The following is a 15591-nucleotide window of genomic DNA, read 5'->3' as shown; positions in this document are numbered from 1 at the left end:
TTGGAAATAAGCCAGAACACAACAAATACAGAAAAGCCACAGCGCATGAAAACCGGGGCTGGTGGCGTTTACTGTTGGCGATGAGAGAGGAGGCCACCAACGGGTCGTCAGACACCAGCCTCGCGCCATACAGAATGTCGGACGCCGAAAAAGATGCAGGCGCGGGTGCCCCTTCTTCGTCTGTGTAAACTTATAGTGCTAATGCAACTATTTAGAAATTGTATTCATTAGCCGGCTTCAGCCTCGCATCTTCATGCTGTCTTCCTGCGATCCCGCACGTATTTCATGTGAGATTTCCATCGAACAAAACTTGGGACCGCACATGGAGCAGAAATGAGCGTCCTTGTGAGCCTCCTTGGGCAAGGTCTCGTCATGATAAGAACGTGCGGTCTCCGGATCCAGTGAAAGATTGAACTGATCTTCCCAACGGAATTCGAACCGAGCCCGCGATAGCGCATCATCGTGAATACGCGCTGCCGGGTGTCCTTTTGCTAGGTCTGCGGCATGAGCGGCTATCTTATAGGTGACGACACCAATTTTAACATCGTCGCGATTGGGCAAGCCAAGATGCTCCTTCGGGGTAACGTAGCAAAGCATGGCGGTGCCGAACCAGCCGATCATCGCTGCACCAATTCCCGAGGTTATATGGTCATAACCGGGTGCGATATCAGTGGTCAGCGGTCCGAGCGTAAAGAATGGCGCCTCTCCGCATGTGTGTAATTGCTTGTCCATGTTCTCTTTGATCTTGTGCATCGGAACGTGGCCGGGCCCTTCTATCATTACCTGGCAATCCTTGGACCAGGCTATCTGGGTCAGTTCTCCAAGCGTCTCCAGTTCGGCAAATTGTGCCGCGTCATTGGCATCTGCTATCGATCCCGGACGCAGACCATCGCCAAGGGAGAATGAGACATCGTAAGCCCGACAGATATCGCAAATTTCTTCGAAATGTTCGTAGAGAAAACTCTCTTTGTGGTGGTGTAAGCACCACTTCGCCATGATCGAACCGCCGCGTGAAACGATGCCGGTTACGCGATTGGCGGTGAGGTGGATATAAGAAAGCCGCACGCCAGCGTGTATGGTAAAATAATCAACGCCTTGTTCGGCCTGTTCGATCAATGTGTCGCGATAGATCTGCCAGTTCAGATCTTCGGCAATACCATTGACCTTCTCCAGAGCCTGATAGAGCGGTACCGTGCCGATTGGAACTGGTGAGTTCCGGATGATCCATTCTCGAATATTATGAATGTTTCGTCCGGTTGAAAGGTCCATGACCGTATCGGCACCCCAACGGATCGCCCATACCATCTTTTCAACTTCTTCGCCCATAGAAGATGTTACGGCAGAATTGCCGATATTAGCGTTGATCTTAACCAGAAAGTTCCGCCCGATGATCATCGGCTCGGATTCAGGATGATTGATATTGGCAGGAAGAATAGCGCGTCCCTCTGCAATCTCCTGGCGAACGAATTCCGGTGTTACATAGTCGGGAATGTTGGCGCCGAAACCTTGCCCGTCGCGCGGCAATTCATGCTGGACAGCGTGTCGCCCAAGGTTTTCGCGGATGGCGACGAATTCCATTTCGGGAGTGATGATACCTGCACGGGCATAAGCAAGCTGGGTAACCGCCTTGCCATTCCTTGCTTTCAACGGTGTATTTAGAAAAGGGAATTCCTGTGTCAGTCGTTCACCTGTCGCAAAGCCGTTATCTGCGGGTTGAACCGAGCGCCCTTCATAGGCTTCGACATCGCCGCGCCCGCTGATCCAGCTTTCGCGCAATCGGGGCAAACCTGTTTCGATATTGATCGTTGCGTGGTCGTCGGTGTAGGGCCCAGATGGGTCATAGACCGTAACAGGTGGCAGCCCGGAACTGGGATGCAGAGCAATTTCTCGCATCGGGACGCAGATATCCGGATAAAGCGTTCCCGGTTTGCTTAGTTTTCGGGAAGCAGGGAGAGGGCCAGTGGTAACAGTCGGGGCTGTGTTGCCAGTAATGATAGACATGGTTGAGGCTCCAAGTTGTGATGTTGGAGACCCAGTTCCAGTGTTGGAAGGATGAAAAAACGCCATCAGGAAGCATCCAGTGGACGCTCGCCTTCCAGCATTTGCACCGTCCCTACGCCAGTATGAACTGGATCAGGTTCAACGGGTCACTGCGCACGCTAGCAGTATCTCAGCCCCTTGCCGGGACTCCCCTGGTGAATGCTTAAAATTATGCACGGGCAGTTTTGGTCGTCAAGACCGGTTGGCTGCGCGCGTGTTTCTATTCCTGACCGTGGACGTAAAACAAACGGTGAAGCTTGGCTTCTCTTTTTCCATTTGGCATCATCACTGATGCGGCTTTTTAAAAATCCGAAGTGTTTTAGTTCACCAGATCGCGGCCTTTGGTTTCCGGCGTGGTGATCATCACATAGATCGCGGGTATAGCCATCAATGTGGCGTAGACCGCGACCGCGAAGGGTGTACCGAAAATTTCAAGCAGCCACGTGCCGATGATCGGGGCCAGCGCTCCACCCAACACCGTGGCGACAGAATAGGATGTCGACATGGCCGTGTAACGAACGCGCGCCGGGAAGAGTTCGGTGAAATAGGCCGACATGCCACCCACGATAATGCCGTGGAAGGAGAGCGTCAGCACGGTTGCCCAGGTGAGTGTCGCTGTGTCTGCGCCGGGAGGCAGGCTGAAAAGCCAGAACCCTGCGCCGATACCACCCACAAGACCCACCAGCGTAACGGCCTTGCGTCCGATACGGTCTGCTGTGGCACCGGCAGCCAGAATGACGGCGACTTCGGCAATGGAGCCAATGAACAGAGCGCCAAGGGCAGCTTCACGCGGGACTTTCAGGAACACGGTCGCCAGCACGACGAAGAATGTGGAGAAGAGGTAAAAGAGCGCGCTTTCGCCAGCCTTGACGAACAGGACGCGCAGCATGTTTGCGCCCTGGGTCGTAATCGCTTCGCGCAATGGGGCTTTAACGGCTTCGGTCTTCTGTTCCTGAAGATGGATAAAGGCTGGCGATTCCTCGACCTTGCGCCGGACCCATAGACCGAGACCGATCAGCAGAATGGAGGCGATGAAGGGAATGCGCCAGGCCCATTCCACAAAAGCGTCCGATCCGAAATGCCCGATGACCGCACCGATGACGGCGGTGGCGATCACATTGCCCGCCGGTCCTCCAATCATGGGAAAGCCGGTCCAGAGACCGCGCTGTTTTGCCGGAAGGCTTTCGGCAATAAGCACCAAGGCGCCAGTGGATTCGCCACCGATGGCAAAACCTTGCAACAGGCGCATCAGGAGCAGCAAGAGCGGAGCGAACACGCCAATCTGCTGATAGGTGGGGAGCAGTCCCATGGCGACAGTCGCACCGCCCATCAGGAAAAGACTGATGACGAGTGCGCGCTTGCGCCCGATCCTGTCACCCAGAACACCGAAGAACCAGCCGCCAGCAGGACGGGCAATGAAGCCGACGGCCTGTGTGGACAAGGCGGCAATCAAGCCGGTGATCGGATCGACGACCGGGAAAAACGCGGTGTTGAAAACAAGTGCGGCGCAAAAAGCGAAAACCGCGAAGTCATACCACTCGATAATCGTGCCCGTGCTGGCCGCGAAAAGAAGCCGTATTGATGATTTTTGTGTCTGCGCGGCATCCATTGTGCCCGCCGGTGCTGATGTGTTCAAGGGTGCTCCTCCGCTGCCCAGCATTTGAATACCGGTTCCTCGCTACCGGCACCTTATAATCGTATCATTTGCAACGATGTCAAGTTCATTGCAATAGCAACGTTACATATGCAATGAACTAGTCGCGATCAGATTCCGGGGATTACAATCCGCAGGAGGGGCGAGGATCAATTCAAAAGGCTGTTCGAACGGACAGGATAACAGCGGTGTACGGGTATTTTTCATTGGGGCGCAATCTTACCAGCCCGCGTTTCACTCCGATTAGATCTCGCTCTTGAAAAAGCCTTTGAAATTGTCTGTTCAATCCGGGAAAATGATTGAAATCAAAAGACTTTGTGAGGGGCATGCAATGCGCATGGAGACGTTCTTTCCCTATCGGCTCGCGATTGTCGCGGAAGCGTTCTCCCGGCAGCTGGTTGCTGTTTATGGTCACGAATATGGGCTGATGCGTGAGGAATGGCGTCTGCTGTTTCTGCTTGCGGAAGCAGGTTCCATCGATTCCGTGCGGCTTGCCCAGCGCACCTCTCTCGACAAGGTGCAGGTCAGCCGCGCCGCCAGCCGTCTGGAAGAGAAAGGCCTGATTATCCGGACCATATCCGAAGAAGACCGGCGTTTGCGGCATTATGCGGTCACGAATGCGGGACAAGCCCTGTTTCAAAAGGCTTTCGGCGAAGTCGATGCAAAAGCCAACGCCATATTGAGCGTAATGTCCGAGCAGGACCGCCAAGCTCTGGAAACCGGTATCGCCGCGCTGCACGAAGCCGTCAAGCAGGTGACTGAAGCCGGGTAAGGTCGGCGATTATCGCGAAGGATGCGCGCTGGAGAGGCGGGTCAGCCCTTCGAGAAAATGTTTGGCATCGGGGCCCAGATCTTTAAGTATCTCCGCCTGAAACTCGTCAGCGATTTTGCCAAGGCGATGCATCAGCTCTTCCCCTTGAGGGGTGAGCGCGAGTACAATCAATCGACGGTCAACATTGTTATCCGATTTATGCAGCAGTCCGGCACTTTCAAGGCGCGTTGCTGCCCGGCTGACAATCGACTTGTCCAGATTGACGCGGGTATTGATGTCCCGGATGCTGACTTCGCCACTTCGATAGAGATGCGCCAATACGCGCCATTCGGGGATGGTCAGCCCCGCTTCAGCGGCATAGCGTTTTGCAAAGCGCTCGCTGATCCGCGCGGCCACCACGCTGAGCCGATAGGGCAGGAAACCGTCGAGTTCGAATGCCATGCATGTCTCCTTTTTTCAGGAAAGGAGCAGAGTTTCATTGCAAATACAACGGAAAAACACGTGTCACGCAAGAAGCATTGACTTCGTTGCATTCGCAACGTTATTATCGTTGTTCGAGCAACGAATTTGCCGGGAGGATTAATCATGACCGCTCACGCAATCCCGCAGGGCATGGTCCGCGCATCGGTGACGACAGGAACGGTCGAGGGCTATATGCCCGGTTTCGGCAACGACTTTGAAACCGAAGCGCTGCCGGGTGCATTGCCGCAAGGTCAGAATTCACCACAGAAATGCAATTACGGGCTTTATGCCGAGCAGCTGTCCGGCACCGCTTTCACCGCGCCGCGTGGTCAAAACGAGCGGACCTGGTGCTATCGCATTCGCCCGTCGGTCCATCATACGGGCCGATTCCAGCTGGTCGACGTGCCGTACTGGAAGACCGCGCCCAATCTGCCGGTCGGCGATCCGCAGCGGCGCAATATCACCAGTCTCGGCCAGTATCGCTGGGACCCTATCCCGCTGCCGGGGCCGGATGAGGATCTGACGTGGATCACCGGCATGCGCACCATGACCACGGCGGGCGATGTGAACATCCAGATCGGTATGGCAAGTCATGTCTATCTGATCACCCGTTCGATGCAGGACGAGTATTTTTACTCCGCCGATAGCGAATTGCTGGTCGTGCCGCAGGAAGGACGGCTGCGCTTTTGCACGGAGCTTGGCATTATCGATCTTGAGCCGAAGGAAATTGCCATTATTCCGCGCGGTCTCGTTTATCGCGTCGAAGTGCTTGAGGGACTGTGCCGCGGCTTTGTCTGCGAGAATTATGGTCAGAAATTCGATATGCCCGGCCGTGGTCCTATCGGCGCGAACTGCCTTGCCAATCCGCGCGATTTCAAATCCCCCGTTGCGGCCTATGAAGACAAACAGGCACGCTCGCGTGTTGTCATCAAATGGTGCGGCCAGTTTCATGAGAGCTGGATTGACCATTCGCCGCTCGATATCGTCGCGTGGCACGGCAATTACTGCGCCTATAAATATGACCTGCGCACTTACTCGCCGGTTGGCGCCATTCTGTTCGACCATCCCGATCCGTCGATTTTCACGGTTCTGACCGCGCCGTCGGGTCAGGAAGGAACGGCCAATATCGACTTTGTGCTGTTCCGCGAACGCTGGCTGGTGGCGGAACATTCCTTCCGTCCGCCATGGTATCACAAGAACATCATGTCCGAGTTAATGGGTAATATTTATGGTGTCTACGATGCCAAGCCGCAGGGTTTTGCGCCGGGTGGCATCAGCCTGCACAATTGCATGTTGCCGCACGGACCCGACCGCGACGCATTTGAAGGCGCGTCGAATGCGGAGCTGCGTCCGGAAAAGCTCGACAATACGATGAGCTTCATGTTCGAGACCCGCTTCCCGCAGCATCTGACGGAATTCGCCGCGCGTGAGGCTCCGATGCAGCAGGAATATATCGAAGTGTGGGACCACCTCGAAAAGAAGTTCGACGGCACGCCCGGCGTGAAGTGATGTCAATCAACCGGGTGTCATGGGCTCTATGCGCTGGCACTCCTAGAATTTGATCTGAAGTGAGGAGACGGATATTGGCTTTGATCCGGTCCTGGGTAGAGAGCGCCAATCATGCGGATTGCCCCTTTCCCCTGAACAATCTGCCCTATGGTGTGTTTTCGGTAGGCGGAAACGCACCGCGTTGCGGCGTCGCCATCGGCGATATGATACTCGATCTCGACAAATGCGAAGCGGCTGGCCTCATCGATGCTAACGGCACTTTTGCTGAAGCGCAGCTCAATGGTTTCATGGCATTGGGCCGCGCCAAATGGGACGAAGTACGCGCAACGCTGATGAAGCTGTTGCGCGAGGGCGGGGACACGAGCCTGCCTCTCGTGCCAATGGCTGATGCGCGGATGCATCTGCCGATCCGCGTAACGGAGTTCACTGATTTTTATGCATCGAAAAACCATGCCTTCAATGTGGGCGTGTTGTTTCGCGGACCGGAAAATGCGCTGCCGCCGCAATGGACCCATATGCCGATCGGGTATAATGGGCGTGCCTCCTCCGTAGTGGTGACCGGCACGCCGATCCGTCGCCCGATGGGCCAAACCAGAGGTGAAGAGGGGCCGGTGTGGGACCGCTGCAAAAGGCTTGATCTGGAGCTGGAGCTGGGAGCCATTGTCGGCATCGACAGTGCGATGGGCGAACGCATCAGCGTCGAGCAGGCGGAGGGTATGATCTTCGGCTATGTGCTGCTCAATGACTGGTCGGCACGCGATGTTCAGGCCTGGGAGTACCAGCCGCTGGGACCTTTCCAGTCGAAGGCTCTGGGGACAACAATCGGCGCATGGGTTGTGACGCAGGCCGCGCTTGAACCGTTCCGCAGCACAGGCGCAGAGCGCGTCAATCCGCTTCTGCCCTATCTGCATGAAGATCGTCCCGGCTTCTACGATCTTGCTATCGGCTGGACCATGAACGGTCAGCAGATGGCTGAGACGAATTACAAGGTCATGTATTATTCGAGCGCGCAGCAGCTTGCGCATCACACCGAAACCGGTTGCCCGATGCGGGTAGGCGATCTGCTTGGTTCCGGCACGATTTCCGGGCCGAGCCTCGATCAGACCGGCGCTCTTCTGGAAATGACGCAGAACGGCAAGAACCCCGTTAGGGTGAATGGCGAAAGCCGCACATTCATCGAGGATGGCGACGAGGTTGGCCTGTTTGCTGAAGCGAGAGGCGATGGCTATCGCATCGGCTTTGGGCCCTGTATCGGCCAGATTCTCCCGGCGCAGCCATGACGGTGACTTTATATGATTACTGGCGCTCCTCCTCGGCCTATCGCGTGCGTCTCGCGCTGGCCTTGAAGGGGATCGCCTATGAGCATGTGCCGGTGGATCTGACTGCGGGTGCGCAGTTGTCGCCCGAGTATCTGGCGCTGCATCCGCAGGGGCTTGTGCCCATTCTGAAAATCGACGGGCTGGTGCTGATCCAGTCGCTGGCGATTATTGAATATCTGGACGAAACGCGGCCTGATCCGGCCTTGCTGCCGCGTGATGCAGCGGGAAGGGCGCATGTCCGTGCATTGGCTGAAGCCATTGCCTGCGAAATCCATCCGGTTTCCAACCTTCGGGTTTTGGCACAGGTAGAAGCGTTGGCGGGCAAGGAAGCCCGCGGGGCATGGAACAGTGACAATATCCGCCGTGGTCTGGAAGCGTTTGAAAAGCTGTTGGACCATCCGGGTTTTGAAGGTCGCTTCTGCCATAGTGATACGCCCGGCATGGCCGATTGCGTGCTTGTTCCCCAGCTTTACAATGCCAGCCGCTGGGGCGTCGAATGGCAGCATCTTCCGCGTATTGCGGCAGTGGCAAAGGCCTGCGCGGCGCTACCGGCCTTTGTGGCTGCGGCTCCAGAACAGTTCCAGCCAGCATAGACAGCTTGAACAGACAGGCAGATAAATCCCGGCACATGTGCCGGGATTTTTGCTTTGGGCGTCAGCTCCTTGCTGCCGTGACATTGATTGTGACGGCAATCGTCTTGGACACCCATTCGGCAGCCGGGTCTGAGAACATGCCGAGATTAAGTGCTGCGCGATCAAGCTCGATGCTGCCTTCCACTGCCGCAATGTCGCCTTCGGGCTTGTAGGTGAAGGGTAGAACGACCGGTACGGCCTTGTTCTTGATCGTCAGGATAGCATCGGCTTCATAGCGCTCGCCGCCAAGAGACCGGAAGCTCTTGGTTTCGAAACGCGCATCGGGGAAGCGACGGGCATTGAACCATTCACCGTTCTTGAGCGAACTCTCCTGCGTGGCGTCGCCGGTTGTCGCCGAGCCGGTACTGACCGTGATGACGGCTTTCGAACCGGCGAGATTGTCCGGATCGAAGCGAATATCGCCGTTCCACTGGCTGAATTGTCCGGCAAAGTTTTTGCCCGCATGCGTGCCGGTAAAGCGGATGGCAGACGCAGCCGGGTCAATGGCCCAGGCCGTGGCATTGGCTTCGGCGCTTGTTGCTGCGGCTGGTGCGGGAGACGCAGGTGCTTGCGGCACCACGTTGGCGGGTTCCGCTGCCGCGACGGTAAGCTGCGCAGGTGACGGAGTGGTCGGCAGATGCATGGCGTAGCCTGCGAGCCCGATCATGACGACGAAAGCGATGCCGAGGCCACGCGGCAGCATGGCTCTGCCCGGGAGCACCGCGTCGCCATGGTCCTTGCTGCGCAGGAAGGGCAGCATCTGGGCCAGTACGCCGTCGCGATCGATCAGCTGATGCTTCAGCGCGGCGGCAATATGCAGAACAATGAGAGCGGCACCCCCATAGGCCATATAGGCATGGGCGCCCATGGCACCAAAGGCAACGTCGCGCATACCGTCCATGGCCGGAATTGGCGGAACGTCGAACAGGCCGAACCACGATGTCGCCACCATCAGCGGGCGATCTGTACTGATAGCCCAGCCGGTTGAGACATAGGCCCAGCCGGTCAGCGGAATGGCCAGCAGCAGAGCATAAAAGGCGATGTGGGTCGCCCGCGCGAGCATGCGCTCCCAACCCTTCATGTCGGAAGGCAGTGCCGGAACCGGATGTGTCAGACGCCAGATCACACGAAACAGGGTCAAGGCCAGAATGGCAAAGCCGATGGACTTGTGGAGCTGAAACAGCTGATAGGCGAGCTGCTGCGTGTCGGGATTGTTGATAGCCCTGACCATCCACCAGCCCATCGGGATCATGGAGATGACGAGAATGGCTATGGCCCAATGCAGCAGGATGGCCACAGTGCTGTAGCGTTTGGCCGTGGCCTGTCCGCGGCTATTGGGTGTTGAGGGCGATGATAGATTGGGAGCTTGGGGATGAGTGTTCATTGTCATCCTGACGGGTCGAGGCCGAATGCCGCCAATGCGGTTTCGGACAAGGATTTCGTGATTGAAATGGCGAAACCCACCGGCACGGCTTGGGAGGAGGCGCAGCCGGTGGGGCATTCGATTTAGTCAATCAAACGTAGGTTAGCTTGCTTCCTGAATGAACTCACCGTCGAAGCGGATGGTGATGTCCGGACCCACAGGGCCGAGCCCCTGACCGAATTCGGTGCGGTTGAAGGTTCCTTCTGCGGCGAAGCCGAGTGCGGGAACGCCAGCAAAGGGGTGGCTGTCGATCGCGCCAATGAGCGTTGCCTTCAGCGTCACTGGCTTGGTCACGCCCAGAAATGTCAGGTCGCCAACAATGTCAGCCGTCGTGTCGCCGGTCGACGTGACCTTGGTCGACTTGAACGTGATCGTCGGATGGGCGTCACTGTTCAGGAAGTTCGGCGAGCGGCTGACATCTTCGTCCCAGGTTGCAAAACCGGAATCGGCATGGGTGGCCTTGTAGTCCGCCGGATAGGCGGTGGCGACGGAGGTGGGGTCGATGGTCACTTCGATCGAGGAGTTTTCAATCTTCGCGGGGTCGAGCTTCAGCGTGGCATCGAGCTTGTCGAAGCGGGCCGTATAGTTGGAAATCTGGTTATGCTTCAGGGACCACAGCAGGGCCGCATGTGTCGGATCAAGCTTGTAGGTGCCAGCTGGCGCTGTTGCTTCGGTTGCCGTCGACTCACTTGCCGTCGTTTGTGCGAAGGACACACCTGATGTTGCGCCGAGCATTCCCAGAGCGATGACTGCAGAGAAAATGCGCTGCCCGTTCATTTTCATAACCAAAATTCCTTTCTGTGTTGATTGGCTTTCGGATTATGTAAAAACGAAGCACACACGTTGAAATGAATTAATGTTGAGAAATATCCTCTTGAAATTACCAGCCATCGAAACGGTTCATTTGAGGGATATCTCAGGGAGTCGATCCGGCTAGAATATTAGAAAATTATTTTTCAGAATATCTTCATATGGTATCGATTTCTAAATAATGCAGCGCCGTTTTTCGTGGTTAAAACGAAAAAGCAGTTTTATCGAATTTTGTTTTGGAGCCGCTTCCTGCACTTTCGAGCAGGATAGCGAAGCACTGCTCTATCCGACCAGCGATGCGCTCAGCAGAAGTGCGCCGGTGAGTGCGATAAAGAGGGCGGCGCAGACTTCCACTGCTGCCTTCAACCGGCCCGACATGGCGTTGCTGCCTGCAAAGCGCAGCGCAACATTTTTGGCCGTGACGGCCAGTGTGGCGAGCACCGCCACGGTGATAAATGTCCCGAAGGCCATGGCGAAGACCGAGAGCAGTCCGCCCATCATCAGGCCGTTGAGCAGCGCGAAGGTCAGCACGATCAGCGCGCCGGAACATGGACGGAGGCCGACCGAGAAAATGGCAGACCAGGCGGTCGTCCAGTTGAAATCGTCACCGAGCGTCGAAGGGTCGGCAATATGGGCATTGCCGCAGGCAGCGCAGACATCGCTTTCACCAATGAAGACATGGTCTGTTGCAGCTGCTGCCGTAGCGGCAGGCTTGTAGTTGAGCTTGACCGCGCTGCCGCTTGCTGCCGCGCGCGTCGTCTGCGAGATGCTGCCTTGCCAGGCAGGGCCGCTTGCCATGGCCGGTTGCGGTGTGCCCGCGAAAAGGGCTGCGGCGGGGCTCGCTTCGGGGGCGGCATCTTTGGACTTGCGGAACAGAAGTGGCAGCTTGCGGGCCAGGAGCCACAGGCCGAAGAACAGCACCAGCGCAAAGCTGGCGATCTCCATATAGCGGGCGGTCTGGTTCATCGAAATGCCGGTGCCGCGCAGCACCAGCCATGCAAGGCCAACCACGACAATCGCCATGATGGCTTGTAGCAGCGACGAGATGAAGGACAGGAAAATGCCGCGCCGCAACGCCGTTTCGTTGGCGATCATATAGGAGGAGATCACCGCTTTGCCGTGGCCCGGACCAGCCGCATGGAAGATGCCGTAGATGAAGGAAAGACCGATCAGAATGGAAGCCTGCCACGGGTCTTCGCGCATGGCTTTCAGCGCGGTGGTCATGGCGAGATAGAACGAGCGCTGCTGCTCGTTCATCCAGAGAATGATATGCGCAAACGGTCCGGTTGGCGTCATGGCCACTTCATTCGCACCGATGCCAAGAGATGATTGCGCAAACGCCTGCGCAGCCATGATCATCAGGCAAGAGGTGAGTATGAGCGTCGCCGTTCTCTTCATCTGCTCGTCTATCCTTTCGCTGCGCACTCGATTTCAAGACGGGTGGCAAAAATCTTCGACATATTGGTGCCCGCCGGGTCGTTGAAGAAGGCATCGGTCAGCGTTGCCTGATTTTGCGCGATAGCCTGATCGGGATCGGGGCGCACCACGGTCGATTTACAGCCCTTGGGCATTCCTTTGACGATCAGATCCTTGTCGCTCACATAGTCGATGGCGGTATAGAAGGTCGGGTCATAAATGCCGAAACTGACCTTGTGGCCGGGTTGTACCTTGAGCGGCTTGGCAGGCTTGCTCGTGAAGACGATCAGCAGGCGATTGTCGGTAAAGTCGGCGGCAAGATCGTTGGGCCTTGCCATTGCGACATCCTTGCCGTCTTCCAGAACGCTCTGGAAATATTTGAACTCCGCAATGGACTCATTGATGACATGGCCGAGATCAATCAGTTCCTTATGATCGAGCTTGAGATCGCCATTCTTGTCGAATTCCATCAGCACGGTCGACGAAAAAACATCGTCGAAGCGCCAGACATGGGCAAGCTGCTGAACCGTTCCGTCGGGCGCAATGGTCAGTTCCAGACGCGCTTCGGCAAAGACATGCGGGTGGGCAAGCGCAACCGTCGGCACAAGGCCAGCCGCGAAAAATGCAGCTGCGGTGGTCCGGGCGAACCGGCCTTTGAACCGTGATGACGAAACCTGCATATAGTCTTTCCGTAAGTATTGCCTAATGCTCAAAGCTGAAGACGGCGAAAGTGGGACGTTTATCCTAAAAACGACGATAGTTTTATGAAGTCTGGGGCTTCGTGGACGTGTTCTGCTCGCGGTCCTTGAACCACTGCGTCAGAAAATCCACAAGCGCGCGGATTTTAGCCGGCAGATAGCGGCGATGCGGATAGACCGCATAGATACCGCCATCCTTGACGATGAACTCGTCCAGACAGGCGACCAGCCTGCCGCGCTCGATTTCCTCTTCTGCAATGAAGACCGGCAGCATGCTGAAGCCAAGGCCCGCCAGTGCCGCATTTTTGGTGGCAACCGGGCTGTTGACCTCGATGGGGCCATTGACCGGCACGGTCATCATCGAGCCGTCCGTGTTGCGGAAGTGCCAGTTGTTGCGCGAGCGGGCGTTGGTGTCGATGATGCAGGGGCGGTCGGTCAGGTCTTCCGGGCGTTCTGGCTTGCCGGCGCGGGCAATCAATTCCGGTGCGCCGCACAGAATGGAATGGAAGGGCGAAAGCCTCTTTGCAATGAGCGAAGAGTCCTGAAGGCGCGTGATGCGGATGGCGAGGTCAAAACCTTCTTCGACCAGATCGACGAAACGGTCGTCCAGCCGCACGTCGAGCACGATCTCAGGATGCGCAAGGCAGAAGTCGATCAGCGACTGGCCAATCACCGCATCGGCAAAGGTGCGTGGGGCAGACAGTTTTATACGCCCGCGCGCGTCGGAGCTGGTTTCGCTGACAGCATCCTGAAGTGCGTCGATCTCGCGAATGATTTCCACGGCGCGATGATAATAGGTGTGGCCCGCCTCGGTCAGCGAAAACTGGCGCGTGGTGCGGTTGAGAAGGCGTGCGCCCAACTCGTCTTCCAGCTCGCGCACATATTTGGACAGAAGAGCCTTGGAGCGCCCGATTTTTCGCGCTGCGGCGGAAAATCCTTCCGCCTCGACCACGTCGATAAAGGCGCGCATACGTGTCAGCGTGTCCATCTGTTCTAGCCCCGCGTTTCAAGAATGGTTTTGCCAAGCGCGATCAGCGCCCGATCGCTGCCACGTGGTCCGATGAGAGAAATGCCGAAGGGCGCGCCGTCAACACGACCGAGCGGCAGAGTGATCTGTGGCAGGCCTGAGAGCACCGAAAGACAGAGCAGACGCAAGGCCTGTTCCCGATAGGCCTGCAAATCTTCGAACGGCAGGTTGGCCATTGGCGCCGCGCCCGGAACGGTGGGGAGTGCGAGCACGGCATGATCGCCGATGATCGCTTCAAGCTCCTGCGTGAAACGTGCCCGTCGTGTCCGCTGCTGCGCCAGTGTGTCGGGCGTGATCTGCGATCCAAAAACGAAGCGGTCGGCTACGCCCGGTCCAAGCTGACGCTCGCCAGACGATATCCATGCGCCGTGGGTGGCCCATGCTTCGGCCCCTTGTATCTGCCGGAAGGTGAGATAAAGCTCGTCGATGGACAAGGTCGGCTGGCTTGCTGCCTTCAGGCCGGAGAAATACGGGCGGATCGCCCCGAACATGGCGCGATAGGCGTCGGTTTCATCCTGTCCGAGCAGAAGCTGCTCAAGAACCGGCATATAAAGCAATTGCGTCAGCTGAAACGACTGGCTGTCTTCACCCAGCAGGACCGCGCCCACCTTTTCATAAAGCGCGATGCCACGTGCAAACCAGCCGATCGTATCAAGCGACGGCGCAAGCGGCATGATGCCTTCAAGCGGAATGCGGCCATGGGTGGTGCGCAGGCCGACAAGGCCGCAGAAGCTTGCAGGCGCGCGGATGGAGCCGCCCGTGTCGGAGCCGAGCGCAATATCCGCGATCCCGGCGGCGACCGCTGCCGCCGAACCGGATGACGATCCGCCGGTCACGCGATCCGGCGCGGCAGGATTGATCGGGTGAGGGTAATGCGAGTTTTGCCCCATCAACGAAAAGGCAAGCTCGTCCGTCTGTGCCTTGCCAATCACTTCAGCGCCAGCAGCCAGAAGCTTTTCGACCACGGGCGCGGATTTTTCAGCGGGTACTGATTCGGCCAGAATCTGCGGATTGCCGCATCCGGTGATCATTCCGGCCAGATCATAAATGTCCTTGACCGCCAGCTGCTCGCCGAAAAGTGGGCCATTTTCCGCGTGGGGAAGGGGATTTTCGGGCTTCGCGATGATCGCATTGAAGGGATCGAAGGTGGTCATTGTTCACCGCTTGAGGCAGAAATCTGCCATTATGCTGAATAGAAAGTGAAAATTTCCGGTGGAATGTTTCACTATTGCTGAACAATGGCAAGCAGGCAGCCCCGCTGAAACAGCGGAAAAATAAATTCGTTTCGACAAACATTTGTCATTGAATGGTCACGGCTTTGCGCTTATATCGCCCTTGCCCAAAGTCGCACGTGCCTGTGGGTGTCCGCCGATCCTCGAATGGTGAGGAATTCGGTACGGTACCTGGACCTAACCGCTCCAGTCGATCTGTTGGCCAACCGCCAGATCGAGGACATCTTGAAGCAACGACGGTGCGGGCCTTTCTAGTGTCTTTCGGCTGTCCAAAAGCCGAAATTACTGAAGAGGCACACCTTCATTGCCGGTAGTGCGGATGCGGTTCTCCAATTCCAATCCAAGGCAGACAAAGCGGAGTAACGCGGGTTTAGCGTTGTTCCATCGCCGCATGTTCTTTCGTGTGATATCAGCGCCTCCAAAGGCTGACTTCGCGGCGAGGGTCTCATGCACCTTTGTCTCTTAGAGAATTTCCATTCCCGCAAGATAGGGATGGTTCTCTAAGTATTTGTTTTTATGTGCAGTTTGCAGAAAAGGCAGCAACTTTTCGCGATTGTGCACCAAAAACGGCCCGGTTAGGGTCGCCGCAGGAGAACG

General features: G+C 56.9%; 15 protein-coding genes and 1 riboswitch. Of the genes, 6 read left to right on the top strand and 9 right to left on the bottom strand.

Features of this window, described 5'->3' with window-relative positions:
- A partial coding sequence (locus tag FHW00_RS24435) for a hypothetical protein (protein ID WP_210276531.1) occupies positions 1-188 on the top strand: 188 nt, incomplete at its 5' end.
- A gap of 49 nt (positions 189-237) precedes the next feature.
- On the opposite strand, the gene thiC is transcribed toward FHW00_RS24435, so the two are convergent.
- Complete coding sequence (gene thiC, locus FHW00_RS13760; RefSeq protein ID WP_078339063.1) at positions 238-2001, bottom strand: phosphomethylpyrimidine synthase ThiC; 1764 nt, start codon at positions 1999-2001, stop codon at positions 238-240.
- 91 nt (positions 2002-2092) lie between these two features.
- Positions 2093-2204: riboswitch (TPP riboswitch) on the bottom strand.
- A 155-nt stretch (positions 2205-2359) separates the two neighbouring features.
- Positions 2360-3676 carry an MFS transporter gene (locus tag FHW00_RS13755; protein WP_445557937.1) on the bottom strand — a complete coding sequence of 439 codons (1317 nt, stop codon included), beginning with the start codon at positions 3674-3676 and terminating at the stop codon, positions 2360-2362.
- A 349-nt stretch (positions 3677-4025) separates the two neighbouring features.
- Between FHW00_RS13755 and FHW00_RS13750 the strand changes: the two genes are divergently transcribed.
- On the top strand, positions 4026-4466 hold the full coding sequence (locus FHW00_RS13750; protein WP_078339078.1) for a MarR family winged helix-turn-helix transcriptional regulator: 441 nt from the start codon (positions 4026-4028) through the stop codon (positions 4464-4466).
- Between the two features lie 9 nt (positions 4467-4475).
- Here the strand turns inward: FHW00_RS13750 and FHW00_RS13745 are convergent, their stop codons facing one another.
- Positions 4476-4907, bottom strand: coding sequence for a MarR family winged helix-turn-helix transcriptional regulator (locus tag FHW00_RS13745; RefSeq protein ID WP_078339061.1), 432 nt, complete (start codon positions 4905-4907; stop codon positions 4476-4478).
- Between the two features lie 144 nt (positions 4908-5051).
- Between FHW00_RS13745 and hmgA the strand changes: the two genes are divergently transcribed.
- The 3 genes from hmgA (at position 5052) to maiA (ending at position 8349) form a co-directional block, all read left to right on the top strand.
- Positions 5052-6437 carry a homogentisate 1,2-dioxygenase gene (hmgA, locus tag FHW00_RS13740; RefSeq protein ID WP_078339060.1) on the top strand — a complete coding sequence of 462 codons (1386 nt, stop codon included), beginning with the start codon at positions 5052-5054 and terminating at the stop codon, positions 6435-6437.
- 71 nt (positions 6438-6508) lie between these two features.
- On the top strand, positions 6509-7717 hold the full coding sequence (gene fahA / locus FHW00_RS13735) for a fumarylacetoacetase (protein WP_210189479.1): 1209 nt from the start codon (positions 6509-6511) through the stop codon (positions 7715-7717).
- Entirely contained in the window at positions 7714-8349 is a 636-nt protein-coding gene (maiA, locus tag FHW00_RS13730) for a maleylacetoacetate isomerase (protein ID WP_078339058.1), read from the top strand. The genes fahA and maiA overlap by 4 nt, the downstream gene beginning before the upstream one ends.
- A 61-nt stretch (positions 8350-8410) precedes the next feature.
- On the opposite strand, the gene FHW00_RS13725 is transcribed toward maiA, so the two are convergent.
- Positions 8411-9772 carry a cytochrome b/b6 domain-containing protein gene (locus FHW00_RS13725; RefSeq protein WP_078339057.1) on the bottom strand — a complete coding sequence of 454 codons (1362 nt, stop codon included), beginning with the start codon at positions 9770-9772 and terminating at the stop codon, positions 8411-8413.
- On the opposite strand from FHW00_RS13725, the gene FHW00_RS13720 reads away from it, so the two are divergent.
- The gene (locus FHW00_RS13720; RefSeq protein WP_162762633.1) at positions 9761-9898 is read left to right on the top strand and encodes a hypothetical protein; all 138 of its coding nucleotides are present in this window, start codon (positions 9761-9763) and stop codon (positions 9896-9898) included. The two genes, FHW00_RS13725 and FHW00_RS13720, sit on opposite strands and share 12 nt — an antisense overlap.
- Positions 9899-9913: 15 nt before the next feature.
- Here FHW00_RS13720 and FHW00_RS13715 read toward each other — a convergent pair whose 3' ends face one another.
- The 5 genes from FHW00_RS13715 to FHW00_RS13695 all read right to left on the bottom strand — a co-directional run bounded on the left by FHW00_RS13715 (position 9914) and on the right by FHW00_RS13695 (position 14916).
- Positions 9914-10594, bottom strand: coding sequence for a YceI family protein (locus FHW00_RS13715; protein ID WP_078339056.1), 681 nt, complete (start codon positions 10592-10594; stop codon positions 9914-9916).
- Positions 10595-10903: 309 nt separating this feature from the next.
- Positions 10904-12019 carry a nickel/cobalt transporter gene (locus FHW00_RS13710; protein WP_078339055.1) on the bottom strand — a complete coding sequence of 372 codons (1116 nt, stop codon included), beginning with the start codon at positions 12017-12019 and terminating at the stop codon, positions 10904-10906.
- Positions 12020-12027: 8 nt separating this feature from the next.
- Complete coding sequence (locus tag FHW00_RS13705) at positions 12028-12717, bottom strand: DUF1007 family protein (RefSeq protein WP_078339054.1); 690 nt, start codon at positions 12715-12717, stop codon at positions 12028-12030.
- Positions 12718-12799: 82 nt separating this feature from the next.
- Positions 12800-13723, bottom strand: a complete 924-nt coding sequence (locus FHW00_RS13700) for a LysR family transcriptional regulator (protein WP_078339053.1) — start codon at positions 13721-13723, stop codon at positions 12800-12802.
- 5 nt (positions 13724-13728) lie between these two features.
- Positions 13729-14916 carry an amidase gene (locus FHW00_RS13695; protein WP_078339052.1) on the bottom strand — a complete coding sequence of 396 codons (1188 nt, stop codon included), beginning with the start codon at positions 14914-14916 and terminating at the stop codon, positions 13729-13731.
- Positions 14917-15591: the final 675 nt, after the last annotated feature.

Source organism: Ochrobactrum sp. P6BSIII (assembly GCF_014138065.1).
In the GTDB taxonomy this organism is placed as follows: domain Bacteria; phylum Pseudomonadota; class Alphaproteobacteria; order Rhizobiales; family Rhizobiaceae; genus Brucella.
This window is presented reverse-complemented; position numbering and strand designations above follow the sequence as displayed.